This window comes from Yersinia massiliensis CCUG 53443, from assembly GCF_000312485.1.
GTDB lineage: Bacteria > Pseudomonadota > Gammaproteobacteria > Enterobacterales > Enterobacteriaceae > Yersinia > Yersinia massiliensis.
In genome coordinates, this window is record NZ_HE997643.1 from 504,649 (window position 1) to 524,130 (window position 19,482).

The window sequence follows — 19,482 nt, forward strand, 5'->3', positions numbered from 1 at the left end:
GAGGCGGGGGGATTCAGGGTGAAAAATCAGCAAAATGGTGAGATTAGCAGTGTAATATCCCTATATTGACTAAGGATAGAAACAAAAAGACAGAGCCGAAGCCCTGTCTTTTTTAACTTACGTCAGCAGATAAACTGCTCGATTAAGTTTAACTTAGAACTGGTAAACCAAGCCAACACCAACAACGTCGTCTGTGTTCAGAGCGTTAGCACGGGTGAAGTTGTCTTCGTCCAGCAAGTTGATTTTGTAATCAACATAAGTGGTCATGTTTTTGTTGAACGCGTAGTAAGTACCAACAGAAACATATTTCAACAGATCATGGTTGTCATCAGTTGCGTTGTTCAGGTCCTTACCTTTGGACTGAACATAACCCAGTGATGGACGCAGACCGAAGTCGAACTGGTATTGTGCAGTGATTTCAATGTCACGAGTCTTGTTAGCAACAGAATCATTGCCAAATGGAGTCATGTTTTGAGTTTCAGCGTACATTACAGCCAAGTATACGTTGTTAGCGTCGTATTTAGCACCAACGTTCCATGCTTGAGCTTTATCGCCTTCAGCAAATGTTGCGTTAGTCAGGTGAGCATTTTTCTGTGCAGTAGTACGGTTTGCAGTAGAGAAACCAGCACCGAAGTTCACGCCGTAACCGATATCATAAGTAGAAGAGATACCGAAGCCGTCACCGTTCTGAGTAGTCAGCAAGCCATCACGGCCACTTTCGTTTTTGCCTTGGTATTGCAGGGCAAAGTTCAGACCGTCAACCAGACCGAAGAAGTTGGTGTTACGATAAGTGGCCAGACCAGTAGAACGACCAGTCATGTAGTTATCAGAGTTAGAGATTGAATCGCCACCGAATACTGGCAGCATGTCAGTCCATGCGTTGACGTCATAGATTACGCCGTAGTTACGGCCGTAGTCGAATGAACCGAATTCAGCAAATTTCAGACCAGCAAAGCCCAGACGAGTCTTGTTGCCTTTGCCTTCTTGAGCTTCAGCGTTGTTAGCCTGAATGTTGTATTCCCACTGGCCGTAACCGGTCAGTTGGTCAGTAATTTGGGTTTCACCTTTGAAGCCGAAACGAACATAAGATTCGTCGCCGTCTTGACCAGCGTTGTCAGAGAACTGGTGACGCGCATCAACTTTACCGTACAGGTCAAGTTTGTTGCCGTCTTTGTTGTAGATTTCTGCAGCATTAGCCGCGCCAGCGACCAACAATGCTGGGATTACTACTGCAAGAATATTGCGCTTCATCATTATTATTACCCTCATTGGTTTTATTCGGACACCTGCCACTGCCGACAATAATTTTTTTGGAACTATTGTTGAGAGTTTGGTGTCGTCTGTGTCTGAACGCAGTGTTCCATTCACCGACCTTATAATCCAGACCGAAAATGCTACTAATTACCTGAATATGTTTCATTGGGATACTATGTGTTACAATATGTAAATTTGAGGGAACTTTGTGACTTAGATCGAACTTTAAAAAATGACAAAAGCCAGCAGAGCTGGCTTTTATTTATACAACTGCACTAACTTTTTCTAAATGACGAACTTAGAAGCTAGCGTTTCTCGGTGTCCGTGGGAACGGAATAACATCCCGAACGTTTTGAACCCCTGTTACATAGGAGATCAAACGCTCAAATCCTAGCCCAAACCCTGAATGTGGTACAGTGCCGTAGCGACGCAGATCACGATACCACCAATAATCTTCTTTATTGAGGCCCATTTCTTCCAGACGCGCATCCAACACATCTAAACGTTCTTCACGCTGTGAACCCCCGATGATTTCACCAATGCCTGGCGCCAACACATCCATCGCCGCAACAGTTTTGCCATCATCGTTCATACGCATATAGAAAGCTTTAATGTCTTTCGGGTAGTTTTTAACCACGACCGGAGCTTTAAAGTGTTTCTCTGCCAAATAACGCTCATGTTCAGAAGATAAATCGATGCCCCAAGACACATCATTCTCAAATTTCTGGCCTGATGCTTGTAAGATAGCGATAGCGTCAGTGTAGTTAACCTGAGCGAAGTCGGAGGTTACAAAACGCTGCAAGCGATCCATGGCATCTTTATCGACACGTTCTGCGAAGAATTTCATGTCATCTGCGCGTTCGTTCAATACTGCTTGGAAAACGTATTTCAACATTTTCTCGGCTAAACCCGCGACATCATCCAATGAAGCGAATGCAACTTCTGGTTCTACCATCCAGAACTCCGCCAAATGACGGCTCGTATTGGAGTTCTCAGCACGGAAAGTGGGGCCGAAAGTGTAAACTTTTGACAACGCACTCGCGTAGGTTTCACCGTTTAACTGGCCAGATACTGTCAGGAATGCTTCTTTACCGAAGAAATCCTCGCTGAAATCGATAGCACCGGTATCGGTACGCGGCAGGTTTTCCAGATCTAACGTCGAGACACGGAACATTTCACCGGCACCTTCGGTATCTGATGCGGTGATAAGCGGCGTAGAAACCCAGAAATAACCGTTCTCATCAAAGAAACGGTGAATGGCTTGTGCCAAGGTATGGCGAACACGAGCAACCGCGCCAATCAGATTAGTGCGTGGGCGCAAGTGAGCGACTTCACGTAAATATTCGATGCTGTGGCGCTTGGCCGCCATCGGGTAGGTATCCGGATCATCCACCCAACCGACGACTTTGATAGCCGTAGCTTGGATTTCAAAACTTTGGCCTTCACCCGGAGATGCCACGACGGTCCCAGTAATTTCGACAGAACAACCCGTGGTCAGATGCAGCACTTCATCCTGATAATTTGGCAAAGAATTATTCACGACGGCCTGTAACGGGTCAAAGCAGGAACCGTCATAAACAGCAACGAAGGAGATACCCGCTTTTGAATCTCTCCGGGTACGTACCCAACCGCGTACGGTGACTTCACTGTCAACCGCAGCACGGCCTTGCAGTACGTCGACTACAGGCACTACGCTCATAGATTTCTCTCTTTAATAGTTTTGATATAGAAATAGTTAACAACCCAAGAAAATGGGGATGTTGCTATGTTACTTGCGACAGTGCAGGACACAAGTAGAAATCACCAGTTTAGTGCAACATTTCTATGCTTATGATGAATTGCTTATGGTGAATAAGAGGTGGCACAAATGCTAGCTGGCTTTCTTAACTAGCGGCAGGGCAAAGGCTTCACGTAACTCATCGACAAACGCGGGATCGTGGCAAATGGTTTTACCGGGGCTATCAGACAGCTTAGCCACTGGTTTGTTGTTGCATTCAACCAGCTTGATAACAATATTCAATGGATTTACACCGGGAATATCACAGGTTAAGCGTGTGCCAATGCCAAAGACCAATTGGATGCGCTGGTAGAAATGGCGGTAGAGCGATAACGCTTTTTCCAAATCTAGGTTATCTGAGAAAACCAAGGTCTTGGTCAGAGGGTCAATGCCCAGAGTCTCGTAATGCGCAATGGCTTTTTCACCCCACTCGACTGGGTCACCAGAGTCATGGCGCAATCCCTGATAGCGATGAGCAAATGTTTCATCAAAATCGCGTAAGAAGGCATCCATGGTAATACAGTCGGTCAATGCCACCCCAAGTTGATCGGGGTATTCATCTAACCAAACTTGCAGTGCAACACGCTGGCTGTTTGCTAAAACAGGGCTTATTTGTTGATGTGCCTGGAACCATTCATGTGCCTGAGTCCCCACCGGGGTTAATGCCAATTTACGGGCTAAATCATAGTTACTGGTTCCGACAAGATACGGGAACTCATTTTTTAAGCTGCCCACGATGGCATGTTGTATCTCGCGTGAAAAACGACGACGGGTGCCGAAATCCATTAACTTGAACTGGGAGATATCAATATCAGCACTGAGCGTTTTAAATTGTTGTAGTTTGCGGCGCAGTTGCTCAATAGCTTGGGCGGTAGATACATGCACAGAACGGTGGCGATGGACGATTTCGCTGATGACCGCGAGAAGAGGCACTTCCCATAATATCGTTTCACACCATAAACCTGCTATACGGATCTCTAGCTTACCGTTGTTATTCGAGACAGTGACTTGTTCAGGGTTAAAACGGAAATTGCGTAACCAACTGAGATAATCTGCTTGAAAAAAGGGCAGGTTTGATAGATAGGAATACTCATCATCAGTTAGCGCCAATCGGCTCATTAATGCTATTTGCTGGCGGATTTCACTGGCATATTTTCCCAGCAGCTCATCACCGCGGCAGCGGAACTCAGCGGCAACAGAAATAGAGCGATAGCGATGGAACACAGCCTGCTGCATATGAAGCTTATATGCATCGGTATCAAGCAATGAAGTCAAAATCGGTGAGGCGTCTTGAGTCATGGCGCTATACAGCATCCTCGTAGCAGCATTTTCATAGTCGGTATATATAAACGATAGCGTCGGCATAAACGATAAAGCCACGGGAGTATACCGATATTATTCTGTTATTGAAGTCTCATCACACCATAAATTCTAATCCAAGGTCTAGGCTTAAACGTGCCTTTAATATCGATTCAGGTTGGGTTGATGAAAACATTCGCAAGTTTATCCTATACGGGAATGCCAGAGATAACTGCCTAGGGAGAAAAAGACGAAAAGTTTAGGTCCTTAATAAAGGAGAAAAACGGTTTTATCGCTCAACAAATGCAAACGTGTCATTTGTTTGCGAACCACCTCGAAAGAATCATCACTAATGTCGAATTCGCGTCATTGCTACGGGTTCCCAACTAGGTTTTTATTTCAATTGTGATACATTGAAAAGCTATCTTAGTCTTGGGCAAAGCCACTAGCAGCCATGTTCTTAAGCTCATTTAGCCATAAAGGCAGACCGGATAATCATATTCACAGATGACGTCAAAAGGGTTTCTATGTCACAACAGCCGCAAGTTAAATATCGTCACGATTATCGTGCGCCGGATTACACCATTACCGACATTGATCTGGACTTCGTACTGGATGCGCAAAAAACGACGGTAACGGCGGTCAGCAAGGTAAAACGTCAGGCAACCGATGTCACTCCGTTGGTTCTAAATGGTGAAGACCTCACATTAATCAGTATCAGCGTTGATGGGCAGACATGGCCTCATTATCGTTTACAGGATAATTCGCTAGTTATTGAGCAATTACCCGCACATTTCACACTGACTATCGTTAATGAGATTCACCCCGCCACAAACAGTGCGCTTGAGGGGCTTTATCTTTCCGGTGAGGCATTGTGTACCCAGTGTGAAGCCGAAGGTTTCCGCCATATTACCTATTATTTAGATCGCCCTGATGTGCTGGCCCGTTTTACCACTCGTATCGTAGCCGACAAATCTCGCTATCCTTATTTGCTCTCCAACGGTAACCGTATTGGGCAGGGTGAATTAGACGATGGCCGCCATTGGGTTAAATGGGAAGACCCATTCCCAAAACCTTGCTACTTATTTGCCTTGGTTGCTGGTGATTTTGATGTCTTGCGCGATACATTTATCACGCGCTCGGGCCGCGAAGTGGCGTTGGAGCTTTTTGTTGACCGGGGTAATTTAGACAGAGCCGACTGGGCAATGACCTCGTTGAAGAACTCAATGAAATGGGATGAAACTCGTTTCGGCCTAGAATACGATCTCGACATCTATATGATCGTCGCAGTAGATTTCTTCAATATGGGCGCTATGGAGAATAAAGGGTTGAATGTCTTCAACTCAAAATATGTGCTCGCAAAAGCAGAAACTGCTACAGATAAAGATTATCTGAACATTGAAGCGGTAATTGGTCATGAATATTTCCACAACTGGACCGGTAACCGCGTCACTTGCCGTGATTGGTTCCAGTTAAGTTTGAAAGAAGGGTTAACCGTTTTCCGTGATCAAGAGTTCAGCTCTGATTTAGGTTCGCGTTCAGTTAACCGAATAGAGAATGTGCGAGTCATGCGTGCGGCGCAATTTGCAGAAGACGCCAGTCCAATGGCTCATGCTATTCGTCCAGATAAAGTCATCGAGATGAATAACTTCTATACCCTGACGGTATATGAAAAAGGTTCAGAAGTGATTCGTATGATGCATACCTTGCTGGGCGAACAACAGTTCCAAGCCGGTATGCAACTCTATTTTGAGCGCCATGATGGCAGTGCAGCAACATGTGATGATTTTGTACAGGCGATGGAAGATGCTTCTAATGTCGATCTATCTTTGTTCCGTCGTTGGTATAGCCAATCAGGCACGCCAATACTGACGGTGCGTGATGACTATGATGCGGAAAAACAGCAATACCATTTACATGTTAGCCAAAAAACATTACCGACGGCGGATCAACCTGAAAAACTGCCACTGCATATCCCACTGGATATTGAGCTGTATGACAGCAAAGGCAACGTGATTGCGTTACAGAGAAATGGGTTACCGGTTCATCACGTACTGAATGTGACTGAAGCTGAGCAGACCTTTACCTTTGATAACGTAGAACATACGCCAATCCCATCCTTATTGCGTGAATTCTCCTCGCCAGTTAAGTTGGATTACACTTACAGCGATCAGCAACTGACGTTCCTGATGCAGCATGCGCGTAATGAGTTTTCTCGTTGGGATGCGGCGCAAAGTCTGTTAGCCACCTATATCAAGCTTAATGTTGCCAAATATCAGCAGAAGCAGCCGTTGAGTTTACCGACTCACGTGGCGGATGCTTTCCGCGCAATATTACTTGATGAGAACCTCGATCCTGCTTTAGCAGCACAGATCCTGACTCTGCCATCAGAGAATGAAATAGCAGAACTCTTTACGACGATTGATCCTCAGGCCATCAGCGCAGTACATGAAGCGATTACGCGCTGTCTGGCCCAAGAACTATCTGGTGAGTTGTTGGCTGTTTATGTCGCGAATCTAACGCCAGAGTATCGGATTGAGCACGGTGATATCGCGAAACGAGCATTGCGTAATACTTGCTTGAGTTATCTAGCATTCGGTGATGAAGACTTTGCTAATAAGCTTGTGTCTTCACAATACCATCAAGCCGATAATATGACGGATTCATTGGCTGCAATGGCGGCGGCAGTGGCAGCACAGCTCCCTTGTCGCGATGAGTTATTGGCTGCCTTTGATGTGCGTTGGAATCATGATGGCTTAGTAATGGATAAATGGTTTGCACTACAAGCCACCAGTCCAGCCGCCGATGTTTTAACACAGGTACGCGCTTTGCTTAAGCATCCAGCATTTAGCCTAAGTAACCCAAATCGGACCCGTTCACTGGTGGGTAGTTTTGCGTCTGGTAATCCAGCAGCATTCCATGCCATTGATGGTAGCGGTTACCAATTCCTGGTCGAGATCCTCAGTGACTTGAATACCCGCAACCCGCAGGTTGCAGCGCGGCTGATTGAACCTTTAATTCGTTTAAAACGCTATGATGCAGAACGTCAGGCGTTGATGCGACAAGCACTGGAACAATTAAAAACACTGGAAAACTTATCCGGTGATTTGTTCGAGAAAATTACCAAGGCGCTGGCGGCATAGTATTTAATGCCCTTTCAGGTTGCAAACAAACACCGATGACTCAAGCTGGAACGGTGAGGACAGGCAGAAGAGTAAAGCGTCCGCGCCAAGGATGGCGCGGCTCGAGCCATCAGGGATGATTTTACGGCGTCTTTACGATCTGCTTGTCCTCTTCGTGCTAGGTGTCTTATCAGTTATCTGAGAGGGTAGAAATGCCCTCTTTGTGTCTTTGTCTCTTCTTACTTGCAAATAATTAACACTTTGTTATCAAGCAAGTGAGACTTGATATTCTTTGCGCGGCTTTACTTAGCAAACGTTTACTTTCCTGAAAGATGAATTTACCATTCCCGCATCTATCCACATGTTGGCAGCCGGTCAGCTAACCACCGTGAATATGTGTCGCCACATAAATTGAACGTCACTGGCTGTAGAACGGCAGAATTAATACCCGCTAACGGTTTGTCACCGGTCGCTCAGGAGATCACATGTACTATCCTCTCGTCAAAAAAGCACTCTTTCAGCTTGATCCAGAACGTGCTCATGAGTTCACGTTTCGCCAGTTAAAACGTGTTACTGGTACTCCACTTGAGTTTTTAGTACGCCAGTCAGTACCCACTAAACCGGTCAGTTGCATGGGCTTATCATTCAAAAACCCAGTTGGTTTAGCTGCCGGTCTGGATAAAGATGGCGAGTGCATTGATGCCCTCGGTGCGATGGGCTTTGGCTTTATCGAAGTTGGCACGGTGACACCACGGCCACAGTCCGGTAATGACAAACCAAGGTTATTTAGGATCGTTGAAGCTGAAGGTTTGATCAATCGGATGGGGTTTAATAATCACGGTGTTGATAACTTAATTGAGAACGTTAAGAAATCCCATTTTGGCGGCATTTTAGGAATTAATATTGGCAAGAATAAAGATACGCCAGTTGAACAAGGTAAAGACGATTACTTGATTTGTATGGATAAAATATATCCATACGCTGGATATATTGCGATTAATATTTCTTCACCTAATACACCGGGGTTGCGATCTTTACAGTATGGTGAAGCATTAGATGATTTGTTAGCGGCAATTAAAAATAAGCAAACTGAATTACAACAGAGACATCATAAGTACGTTCCGGTTGCCGTAAAGATCGCGCCGGATCTTACTGAGGATGAATTGATCCAAATAGCCGACAGTTTAGTTCGCCATAATATAGATGGTGTTATTGCCACTAATACAACACTCGACCGTTCTCTAATTCAAGGATTAAATTATTGCGAACAAGCGGGTGGATTAAGTGGCCGACCATTACAATTACGCAGCACTGAAGTGATTCGCCGTTTATCGCACGAGCTGCAAGGGCGTTTGCCAATTATTGGTGTTGGTGGAATTGATTCAGTTACCGCTGCCCGAGAAAAAATGGCAGCCGGTGCTTCTTTGATTCAAATTTATTCTGGATTCATCTTCCGTGGACCTGGTTTGATTAAGAATATCGTTACTCATATCTAATTATTTAAGCTCATTACTTGCCGGGGGGTTTATTTATTCCTCCGGCTCGTCTATATTTTACTCCGATAGATTAAATCTACAGCGAAAGCCTTATATGAATTTAATCCCTCTTGATGGGTGAATACTCAGATATTGAGTCAATGAAGTTGGCAGCACGGCGGGAAGGAAAAAACATGCGGATTAAACCAGACGATAAATGGCGTTGGTATTTTGATACCGAACACGACCGACTGATGTTGGATTTAGCTAATGGTATGATATTTCGCTCGCGTTTCCCGTCTAAAATGCTAACGCCTGACGCCTTTGACGAATCTGCATTTTGTGTTGACGATGCTGCACTTTATTTTGAATTTGAAGATCAATGCCGCCAAATAAAACTCAGCCATGAGCAGCGTTCGGAATTAGTATTAAACGCGCTGGTTGCATTCCGTTTCTTAAAACCGCTAATGCCTAAAAGTTGGTATTTTGCTCAGCAGCCAAAATCGCTTACGCCGCAAAATGCTGAGTTAGCCGCAGTAAAAGTATTAGACAGTGGAGAGGATGTACGTTTGTTAGTCGTTGAGTCGGGTGACAGCGCCAGCTTATGTTTATTAGCCCAATCTCAGGTGACGTTAGCAGGGCGGCAGCTAATGCTGGGTGATGCAATAAAGATCATGAATGACCGCTTATTGCCGTTAGTCATTGAAGAGGTTTATACCGCCCCAGCCTTTGATCTGGATAGAGCGGTTTAATCCCTTTCTTATTTGAAACTATTGCAATGTTAGCAACAAATATTGATCCGCATTGCTGACTTAAGTCACTTCAACAGAATATTCTTATTTACCGCTAAGGGTTATGTTCCCTTTGGGGATGCAGCTACAACAAAGAATCGTCCCATCATTGCCAATAGCACTTTGTTTTAACGGTGCGACATCGCCATCGACTAATGTAATGCGGCAACAGCCACATATCCCTGCACGACATGAATAGGGAATGCGAATATTTTGCTGTTCTAACTGCTCCAATAATACTTGCTGATTATTGCCATTAAATCGAATGCCATTGTATTCAATGGAGACGACTTTTGATTTATCTTCTGGCGCTGCGAGGCTCTCTACGACAATGCCTTCACTATAAGGACGTGGTGGTTTGGTTGATAGAATTTCGACTTCATCGCCGACGCGAATAATACCGCTGTTTCTAGCCACCATATTCTGGCCAAAATCAATATCGCCATTCTCAGCCGTTCGGAATGTCTGCAATGTCCGTAATGGTTCACCGCTTGGATGCTTGCGTCCACGCTCAACGCTCACTGTCGTTAATACACAACGGCTACAGGGTTTCACTAAATCAAAGGTAATATCGCCGACACGGATAACTTTCCAACTGTCCTCAGCAAAAGCATCTGCACCCGTCACCACAAGATTCGGACGAAATTGTTCAAGTTTGATGCTACTAGGGCAGCGTTGCTGTAATACTTTAAATGAGGCTTCATTGATCAACAGATAAGGGAAGCCATCAGCAAAAGAAAGTGGGATCTCTGGCAGGGGTTTTACTCGGCGAGTTAATTCTGGGCCAAGCCAGCGCAATTGGACTTCGCGTTGAAAATATCCACTTAGCCAGCTATTGATAGCGGGTGGTGCAATCAGCGCAGTAAAATGATTCCCCCAAACTTCGGTGGGTTCAGCATTGGCTAAGAAATCATTAAAGCGGATACTGGCACTCTCGCCATCAGGAGCAGTGAGATATAAGCCGTCTGACATCAGGGCTGGTGTGAACATCACCATTTTGGGGTTCTGGCGCGCCGTCATAAAAGTGCCATCAGGCTCAGTAATCATAAATACACGGTCAAAGGCCAGTCCGCTGCTGCTGACTTGTGCATGAGAAAGCTGCAAGCCGCGCATGGATTTTACCGGATGAACGTAGAGTCGGGAGAGGGTAATCACCATAGCCTCCGTGCGAGTATAAAATTAAGAAGGAGCAACTTTATGACAAGCCGCTGGGATTAGCTATAATGCGCAACAATTTTCTTTTTGGTGATAGTGCGATATGAACTCTCTGTTTGCCAGCACGGCGCGTGGACTGGAAGAACTGTTAAAAAGCGAACTCGAAGCGCTGGGAGCCCTCGACTGTAAAGTAGTACAGGGTGGGGTACATTTTCAGGGCGACGATCGACTCATGTACCAAAGCTTGCTGTGGAGCCGGTTGGCTTCGCGCATCCTGTTGCCACTCAACGAATTCAAAGTCTACAGCGACTTGGACCTGTATCTCGGCGTACAGGCGATTGACTGGCCGTCAATCTTTGGTGTGGATAAAACCTTTGCTGTGCACTTTAGCGGCGTGAATGAAGAGATACGCAATAGCCAGTACGGTGCGTTAAAAGTCAAAGATGCCATTGTGGATAGCTTCACCCGTAAGTTAGAGCAGCGTCCAACGGTGGCGAAGCAACAGCCGGATATTCGCGTCAATGTTTTCTTGCAACGTGATATGGCCAGTGTGGCACTCGATCTCAGTGGCGAAGGTCTGCATCAGCGTGGCTACCGTGATTTAACCGGTCAGGCTCCGTTGAAAGAAAACTTGGCCGCGGCAATCATTCAACGTTCTGGTTGGCAGTTGGGCACACCGATGGTTGATCCGATGTGTGGTTCAGGCACCTTGCTGATTGAAGCGGCCATGATGGCTTCTGATCGTGCGCCAGGTCTGCATCGTTCACATTGGGGCTTCACGGCTTGGAGTGCGTTTAACGAAGATCTCTGGCGTGAATTGACTACCGAAGCGCAAGTCCGTGCTCGCACTGGCTTGCAGGAGACGACCTCACGCTTCTTTGGTTCAGACATTGATCGTCGAGTGATTGAGATGGCTCGTGCTAACGCCCGCCGCGCTGGCGTCTCAGAGCTGATCAGCTTCAATGCCAATGATGTCAGTAAGCTGGTGAATCCATTGCCTGAAGGGCCTGTGGGTACCGTTATCAGTAACCCGCCATACGGCGAACGTTTGGACAGTGAGCCAGCATTGATCGCACTGCATAATATGCTGGGTCGCATCATGAAAACGTCATTTGGTGGTTGGCGCTTATCGCTGTTCAGCGCTTCGCCAGAACTGCTGAGCTGTTTGCAATTACGTGCAGATCGCGAGTTTAAAGCTAAAAATGGCCCGTTAGACTGCGTACAGAAAAACTATCAGTTAACCGCGAATCCACAAGGGGCCAATGGCGTACAAGTAGCAGAGGATTATGCCAACCGCCTGCGTAAGAACGTGAAAAAATTGGATAAGTGGGCTAAACAGCAAGGTATCGAATGTTACCGGTTGTATGACGCCGATTTACCCGATTACAACGTGGCCGTCGACCGTTATGGTAGCAAAGTTGTGGTGCAAGAATATGCGCCACCTAAAACGATTGATGCACAAAAAGCTCGTCAGCGCCTGTTTGATGTCATCAATGCCACGCTCGCGGTGTTGAATTTACCTTCAAATCAACTGGTGCTAAAAACCCGTGAACGGCAAAAGGGTAAAAACCAATACGAGAAGTTGGCACAAAAAGGTGAATTCCTGCTGGTGAGTGAGTATAACGCCAAGCTATGGGTTAACCTGACCGATTACCTTGATACTGGTCTGTTCCTTGATCATCGCATCGCGCGTCAGATGCTAGGCAAAATGAGTCAGGGTAAAGATTTCCTGAATCTATTCGCCTACACCGGCACGGCAAGTGTGCATGCAGGATTGGGCGGCGCACGTAGCACCACCACGGTGGATATGTCGCGCACTTATTTAGAGTGGGCCGAGAAGAATTTACGGGTGAATGGCTTAACCGGCCAACAGCATCGTTTGATTCAAGCCGATTGCCTCTCTTGGCTCAGCAATACCGATGAGCAATTCGATGTGATCTTTATTGATCCACCGACGTTCTCTAACTCCAAGCGAATGGAGACCACCTTTGATGTTCAGCGCGATCATTTAGTGCTGATGAAAGAATTGAAACGGTTACTGCGCCGTCAGGGGACCATTATGTTCTCGAACAATAAGCGTGGTTTCCAGATGGATTTGGCCGGGATAGCCGCGTTGGGGTTGGAAGCGAAAGAAATTACCGCTCAAACGCAATCTGAAGATTTTGCCCGTAATCGTCAAATTCACAACTGCTGGCTGGTGACTCACCGCCGCGAGGAAAAGTAAAAACTATGTCGTTAATTAGCATGTCCGGTGCTTGGCTGTCCTTCAGCGATGCCCCTTTATTAGATAATACTGAATTGCATATTGAGGCAAACGAGCGTGTTTGTCTGGTGGGTCGTAATGGCGCGGGTAAATCCACATTACTAAAAATCCTAAATAAAGAAGTTCCGCTGGATGATGGGCGTATCATTTATGAGCAGGATCTGATTGTTGCACGTCTGCAACAAGATCCACCGCGCAATGTGGCCGGAACCGTGTTTGATTTTGTGGCTGAAGGTGTGCAGGAACAAGCTGAACATTTGAAGGCTTATCATGCCACGCTGCATGATGTAGAACTTGATCCAAGCGAGAAGAATCTGAATCGTTTAGCTGCGCTACAGGAAATCCTTGACCACCAAGGTCTGTGGCAGTTAGATAGCCGCATTCAAGAGGTATTGCTGCAGTTAGGGCTATCGGCAGATGCCGAATTGTCATCACTGTCGGGTGGTTGGTTACGTAAAGCGGCATTAGGTCGTGCGTTGGTAAGCTCACCAAGAGTGCTGCTGTTGGATGAACCGACGAACCACTTAGATATTGAAACCATTAACTGGCTGGAAGGCTTCCTGAAAGAATTCCAAGGTAGCATCGTGTTTATCTCCCATGACCGTTCCTTTATCCGTGCGATGGCGACGCGTATCGTCGATCTTGATCGCGGTAAATTGGTGTCATGGCCAGGTAACTACGAGTTGTATCTTGCTAGCAAAGAAGAAGCGTTACGGGTTGAAGAACTGCAAAACGCGGAGTTCGACCGTAAATTGGCGCAAGAAGAAGTCTGGATTCGCCAAGGTATTAAAGCGCGGCGCACCCGTAATGAGGGCCGTGTTCGTGCCTTAAAAGCATTGCGGATGGAGCGTTCACAGCGCCGTGAAGTGATGGGTACGGCCAAGATGCAAGTGGAAGAGACCGTGCGCTCGGGCAAAATCGTCTTCGATCTGGAAAACGTCAATTATCAGATTGATGGCAAAGTGCTGGTGAAGGATTTCACCGCACAGGTTCAGCGTGGCGATAAAATTGCACTGGTTGGCCCTAACGGTTGCGGTAAAACCACGTTGCTCAAACTGATGCTCGGTCAGCTTAAAGCAGACAGTGGCAAAGTGCATTGTGGGACAAAACTGGAAGTAGCTTATTTTGACCAGCATCGTGCTGAGCTTGATCCAGAACGCACGGTAATGGATAACTTGGCTGAAGGTAAGCAAGAAGTGATGGTGAATGGTCGTTCACGCCATGTATTGGGTTATCTGCAAGACTTCCTGTTCCACCCAAAACGTGCCATGACACCAGTTAAAGCGCTGTCAGGTGGTGAACGTAATCGCCTGTTATTGGCAAAGTTATTCCTAAAGCCAAGCAACTTGCTGATCCTCGATGAACCGACCAACGATCTGGATGTGGAAACACTGGAACTGTTGGAAGAGATGGTCGATAGCTATCAGGGCACCGTCTTGCTGGTTAGCCATGACCGTCAATTCGTTGATAACTCGGTCACTGAGTGCTGGATTTTTGAAGGTAATGGCCAAATCAATAGCTTCGTGGGGGGCTATTACGATGCTCACCAGCAGCGCGCAGAAGCAAAACCTATCCGTCAGGTGGTGGCTAAAGTTGAAGAGCCTAAAGCGACCGCTGCGGTAAAAAGCAATGCGCCAGCGGCTAAAAAGCCAGGTAAATTGAGCTATAACTTGCAGCGCGAGTTAGATCAGTTACCGCAACAGCTAGAAAAATTGGAAAATGATATCAGCGAGTTACAGGCTCAGGTCAGCCACTCAGATTTCTTCTCCCGTCCGCATGAAGAGACCCAACAGGTCTTGAAAGCACTAGCCGATACAGAACAGGCGTTAGAAGTTGCGTTTGGCCGTTGGGAAGAGCTGGAAGCTCAGAAAAACGGTTAGAAACGTTTAATCACTGCGCTATCAGATAACGTAATAGACCACTCTATAATGATATTGTGTCTATTGTTATATTAGGTTTCTCGATAGAACAGTGTTCAGCTATGCCCTTCAGTGATGAGGGGCATATATAGCCGTAAGGAATGAGATATTGTGTTCTACTATTCAGCCTGAGCACGGCGAGCAACCCGGTCAGACAGGGAATGTGATCTTGTGCCGGCAATGCGATATGTCAGTGGATTTACCCTCCCTGCCTTATGGCACCAAAGCGGTATGTCCGCGCTGTAAGACGACACTGACTGCGCGGTGGGACGAACCACGTAAACGCCCAGTCGGTTACGCGTTAAGTGCATTATTTATGCTGTTGCTGGCGAACATGTTCCCCTTCGTCAAAATGCGCGTCGCGGGGATCACCAGCGAAATTACCCTGATCCAAATCCCTAAAGTGATGGTGGCGGATAACTATGCCAGTATGGCCACGTTATTTATGGTGCTGGTTCAGTTGATACCTGCTTTCTGTATGGTCGCTATCATCTTGCTTTGCCTGCGAGTACGAATGCCGACTCGTTGGAAGGCATTGTTAGCAAAAGTATTATTCCAATGCAAAACCTGGTGCATGGTTGAGATTTTCCTCGCCGGTGTACTGGTGAGTTTTGTCAAACTGATGGCCTACGGTGAAATCGGCATCGGTAGCAGTTTTATCCCTTATTGTATTTTCTGCGTATTGCAAGTGCGCGCATTCCAATGTGTCGACCGCCATTGGATGTGGCAGGATATTGCCCCCGCACCTGCGTTACCGCATCCATTAATTTCGGGCCGGACGGGGTTACGCCAAGGTTTACGTTCGTGTTCCTGCTGTACGGCAATTTTGCCGCAATCTCAGGTGCAATGCCCACGTTGCCATACCTATGGTTATGTCCGTCGCCGCAATAGTTTGCAGTGGACCATGGCATTACTTGTCACCTCTATCATGCTCTATATCCCAGCCAATCTACTCCCCATCATGATTACTGAAAGCTTGGGGAATCAGATGAATTCCACCATTATGGCTGGGGTGATTTTCTTGTGGAGTGAAGGCTCCTACCCTGTGGCGATGGTGATTTTTATTGCCAGTATCATGGTGCCATCGTTAAAAATGTTGGCGATCGGTTGGCTTTGCTGGGATGCGAAAGGCAAGGGCAAGAGTGATACTGAACGGATGCATTTTATTTATGAAATCGTCGAGTTTGTTGGCCGTTGGTCAATGATTGACGTCTTTGTTATTGCGGTGCTCTCGTCATTGGTCCGTATCGGGCAATTGATGAGTATTTACCCGGCGATTGGGGCGCTACTGTTCGCAATGGTAGTGATCCTGACTATGTTTGCTGCATTAACATTCGATCCGCGCTTAACCTGGGATCGGATAAGTGAAACAACCCAAAAGGAGCCGCAAGGTGACGGAAAATAATCCCAGCCAGAATGTGGCGGAAATTGAAAAAATTAAGCGGTGGTCCCCAGTGTGGATCATCCCAATTGTCACCGCGCTGATTGGTGCATGGATACTGTTTTATCATTTTAGCCATCAAGGGCCTCAGGTGGTCATGACCACGCTGAATGCTGAAGGTATTGAAGCCGGTAAAACAAAAATAAAGAGCCGCAGTGTGGATGTCGGTATTGTCGAGCAGGTGACGCTGAGCCCAGACCTTAACCACGTTATCGTGCAGGCGCGCTTGAACTCAGGCATGGAAACGCTATTGCACAGCGACACAGTGTTCTGGGTTGTGAAACCGCAGATCGGTCGTGAAGGGGTTTCAGGCCTGGGGACGTTGCTTTCTGGTGCTTACATTGAGCTACAGCCGGGTAGCAAAGGTAAGGCATTAAACGAGTTTACATTGCTTGACTCCCCGCCGTTGGCCTCACCTGATGCCAAAGGGCTACGTATCACTCTTGATAGTGAGCAAGCAGGGCAGTTAAGTGCTGGCGATCCGGTGTTGTTCCGTGGTTATCGCGTCGGTTCAGTTGAAACCAGTACCTTCGATGCGAAATCCCGCCTGATGCGTTATCAGCTATTCATTGGCGCACCATATGACAGTTTGGTCACGACTAACGTTCGTTTCTGGAAAGACAGTGGCGTTGCTGTTGATCTCTCTTCGCAAGGCATGCGAGTCGAAATGGCATCGCTGGCAACGTTATTCAGTGGTGGCGTCAGTTTTGACGTGCCGGATGGTGTTGAATTGGGTAACCCGATTACAACGGATAAGCCAGAATTCAAATTGTTTGATAACCGCAGCAGTATTCAAAACTCGCTGTATACCGAACATGAAGATTTCCTGCTGTTCTTCTCCGACTCTGTTCGTGGTTTGCAGTCAGGTGCACCGGTCGAGTTCCGTGGTATTCGTGTTGGTACTGTCGGTGATGTTCCGTTCTTCACGGAAGGCATGAGACAGCGCGTGGATAATGATTTCCGTATTCCGGTCCTCATTCGTATTGAACCCGGCCGCTTCCGTAATGACTTGGGTCCAGATGCGAACTTTGAGCAGGTACTGAAAACGGCTAAAGAGCGCGGGCTACGTGCGTCACTAAAATCGGGCAACTTGTTAACCGGTGCTCTGTTTATCGATCTGGATTTCTATCCAGATGCCAAACCATGGAAAGGGCCGTTGGAAGTGGCGGGTTATCCATTGCTGCCAACGGTCAGTGGTGGATTGGCGCAAATTCAACAGAAAGTGATGCAGACGCTGGATAAAATTAACAATCTACCATTAGATCCGATGGTGAATGAGGTCACGAAAACGCTGGTTGAAAGCCAGAAGACGATGCGTGAAACTCAGAAAACGCTGGAGTCTCTGACGGCCATTACCGCCAGTCCAGCAATGAAAGATCTGCCACAAGATCTGCAAAAAACCTTGAACGAGCTGAATCGCAGTATGAAAGGCTTCCAACCTGGTTCACCCGCCTACAATAAAATGGTCGGTGATATGCAACGGTTAGATCAGGTCTTGCGCGAGTTACAGCCGATATTGCGGACGTTGAATGAGAAGAGTAACGCGCTGGTATTTGAAGCGGCAGGAAGTCAGGACCCTCAGCCTAAGAAGGCCAAAAAATGATGAAATGGATGGCAGTTATCGCGGCATTTTTACTCAGTGCTTGCAGCAGCGGACCCAATAAAACCTATTATCAGTTACCGGCGCTCAGTGCGCCGGCGACTGCCAGTAGTAGCATCGCCTCAAGGCAATTGTGGATTGAACATGTTGGTGTAGCTGATTATCTGGCTGCTGCTGGAGTGGTCTACCAAACTAACGATGTGCAATACGTGATTGCAACCAACAACTTATGGGCTAGCCCGTTAGATCAACAACTACAACAAACGTTGGTGACCAACCTTAGTCATGCGTTACCGGGCTGGCTGGTTTCTTCCCAGCCACTGGACAGTGATCAGGATGTTCTCAATGTCACCGTGACTGGGTTCCATGGCCGCTATGACGGCCGTGCCATCATTCGTGGTGTGTGGATACTGAAACATCAGGGGCAACTGATTAAGCAGCCATTCGATTTAGAGCTTAAACAGAGTGAAGATGGTTATGATGCCTTAATTCGTACTTTAGCCGCGGGCTGGCAGCAAGAAGCAGCGACGATTGCCGCTCAGTTACAGCGTACAGCCGCTAAATAACGGGGGGTGATTATCCCTTCAGCTTTACAAGGGGATAAATAATATATTGTGCTAAAACAGTCTAATTCCCTTTCACTGGTCAAGGCTCTTGTTGCCATGAAAGGGAATTATCACCAATTATCAATTAGTTAATTCCTTTCACCTCAAATCAATCACTTAGCCTATTCTGCGTGCATAGCTCACAAATGTGACATTGGCGTGAATCTTGCGCATTGCTTTTCTGTTTCTTAAAGGCTATCACTTAATTGTGACTGTACACAAAGTGGTCACTGTTTTCTTTCCACCAGACAGAAATATGAGGGAAACGAGGCATGAAGAGACAGAAAAGAGATCGCCTGGAAAGGGCGTTGTCACGTGGTTATCAAGCAGGTATTTCAGGGCGTTCGAGGGAAATTTGTCCCTATCAAGCTTTAGACGCTAGATCACATTGGTTAGGAGGTTGGCGACAAGCCATGGAGGACAGGGCTGTGACCGCTTAAGCGGCTCTCTGTCAGAATAAGGGATAACCTTCGCAATATGCGCATATTGCGGAGGTTGTTGTTTACCCTTCGTACTTAGAGTTACAGCGTTGTTGGCTGTGCTCATTCAGCCGAATCACTTACTTGAGTAAGCTCATCGGCATTCATTCACTTGCCACCTAGCTGTACCACCAATTACTTTGGGTAACGCTATATACATACTTGGAGTTACAGCGTTGTTGGCTGTGCTCATTCAGCCGAATCACTTACTTGAGTAAGCTCATCGGCATTCATTCACTTGCCGCCTAGCTGTACCACCAATTACTTTGGGTAACGCTATATACATACTTGGAGTTACAGCG

13 protein-coding genes are annotated in these 19,482 nt (G+C 46.8%); 9 read left to right on the top strand and 4 right to left on the bottom strand.

Annotated elements, in window-relative coordinates:
* Positions 1-153: 153 nt before the first annotated feature.
* The 3 genes from ompF to pncB form a co-directional block, all read right to left on the bottom strand.
* Complete coding sequence (gene ompF, locus BN68_RS02255) at positions 154-1,251, bottom strand: porin OmpF (RefSeq protein ID WP_172666857.1); 1,098 nt, start codon at positions 1,249-1,251, stop codon at positions 154-156.
* Positions 1,252-1,552: 301 nt separating this feature from the next.
* Positions 1,553-2,953: an asparagine--tRNA ligase gene (asnS, locus tag BN68_RS02260; protein WP_019209524.1), complete on the bottom strand. Its 1,401-nt coding sequence runs from the start codon at positions 2,951-2,953 to the stop codon at positions 1,553-1,555.
* A 171-nt stretch (positions 2,954-3,124) separates the two neighbouring features.
* A complete protein-coding gene (gene pncB, locus BN68_RS02265; protein ID WP_042806369.1) occupies positions 3,125-4,330 on the bottom strand; it encodes a nicotinate phosphoribosyltransferase in 1,206 nt (401 codons plus the stop codon).
* A gap of 527 nt (positions 4,331-4,857) precedes the next feature.
* On the opposite strand from pncB, the gene pepN reads away from it, so the two are divergent.
* From pepN to BN68_RS02280, 3 genes are all read left to right on the top strand, one after another.
* A complete protein-coding gene (gene pepN / locus BN68_RS02270) occupies positions 4,858-7,473 on the top strand; it encodes an aminopeptidase N (protein WP_019209526.1) in 2,616 nt (871 codons plus the stop codon).
* 464 nt (positions 7,474-7,937) lie between these two features.
* Positions 7,938-8,948, top strand: a complete 1,011-nt coding sequence (gene pyrD, locus BN68_RS02275) for a quinone-dependent dihydroorotate dehydrogenase (RefSeq protein ID WP_019209527.1) — start codon at positions 7,938-7,940, stop codon at positions 8,946-8,948.
* A gap of 173 nt (positions 8,949-9,121) precedes the next feature.
* Positions 9,122-9,679: a cell division protein ZapC gene (locus BN68_RS02280; RefSeq protein WP_019209528.1), complete on the top strand. Its 558-nt coding sequence runs from the start codon at positions 9,122-9,124 to the stop codon at positions 9,677-9,679.
* Positions 9,680-9,763: 84 nt separating this feature from the next.
* On the opposite strand, the gene BN68_RS02285 is transcribed toward BN68_RS02280, so the two are convergent.
* Complete coding sequence (locus BN68_RS02285) at positions 9,764-10,876, bottom strand: YcbX family protein (RefSeq protein ID WP_019209529.1); 1,113 nt, start codon at positions 10,874-10,876, stop codon at positions 9,764-9,766.
* A gap of 100 nt (positions 10,877-10,976) precedes the next feature.
* Here BN68_RS02285 and rlmKL point away from each other — a divergent pair, with 100 nt between their 5' ends.
* The 6 genes from rlmKL to rmf all read left to right on the top strand — a co-directional run bounded on the left by rlmKL (position 10,977) and on the right by rmf (position 19,141).
* Complete coding sequence (gene rlmKL, locus BN68_RS02290) at positions 10,977-13,097, top strand: bifunctional 23S rRNA (guanine(2069)-N(7))-methyltransferase RlmK/23S rRNA (guanine(2445)-N(2))-methyltransferase RlmL (RefSeq protein WP_019209530.1); 2,121 nt, start codon at positions 10,977-10,979, stop codon at positions 13,095-13,097.
* 5 nt (positions 13,098-13,102) lie between these two features.
* A complete protein-coding gene (locus tag BN68_RS02295; protein WP_019209531.1) occupies positions 13,103-15,016 on the top strand; it encodes an ABC transporter ATP-binding protein in 1,914 nt (637 codons plus the stop codon).
* Positions 15,017-15,164: 148 nt separating this feature from the next.
* The gene (pqiA, locus tag BN68_RS02300) at positions 15,165-16,460 is read left to right on the top strand and encodes a membrane integrity-associated transporter subunit PqiA (protein WP_071822381.1); all 1,296 of its coding nucleotides are present in this window, start codon (positions 15,165-15,167) and stop codon (positions 16,458-16,460) included.
* Complete coding sequence (gene pqiB / locus BN68_RS02305) at positions 16,447-18,099, top strand: intermembrane transport protein PqiB (protein ID WP_019209533.1); 1,653 nt, start codon at positions 16,447-16,449, stop codon at positions 18,097-18,099. Before pqiA ends, pqiB begins: the two co-directional genes overlap by 14 nt.
* Positions 18,096-18,662, top strand: coding sequence for a membrane integrity-associated transporter subunit PqiC (gene pqiC, locus BN68_RS02310; protein ID WP_019209534.1), 567 nt, complete (start codon positions 18,096-18,098; stop codon positions 18,660-18,662). The genes pqiB and pqiC overlap by 4 nt, the downstream gene beginning before the upstream one ends.
* A gap of 311 nt (positions 18,663-18,973) precedes the next feature.
* Positions 18,974-19,141, top strand: a complete 168-nt coding sequence (rmf, locus tag BN68_RS23125) for a ribosome modulation factor (RefSeq protein WP_005170911.1) — start codon at positions 18,974-18,976, stop codon at positions 19,139-19,141.
* Positions 19,142-19,482: the final 341 nt, after the last annotated feature.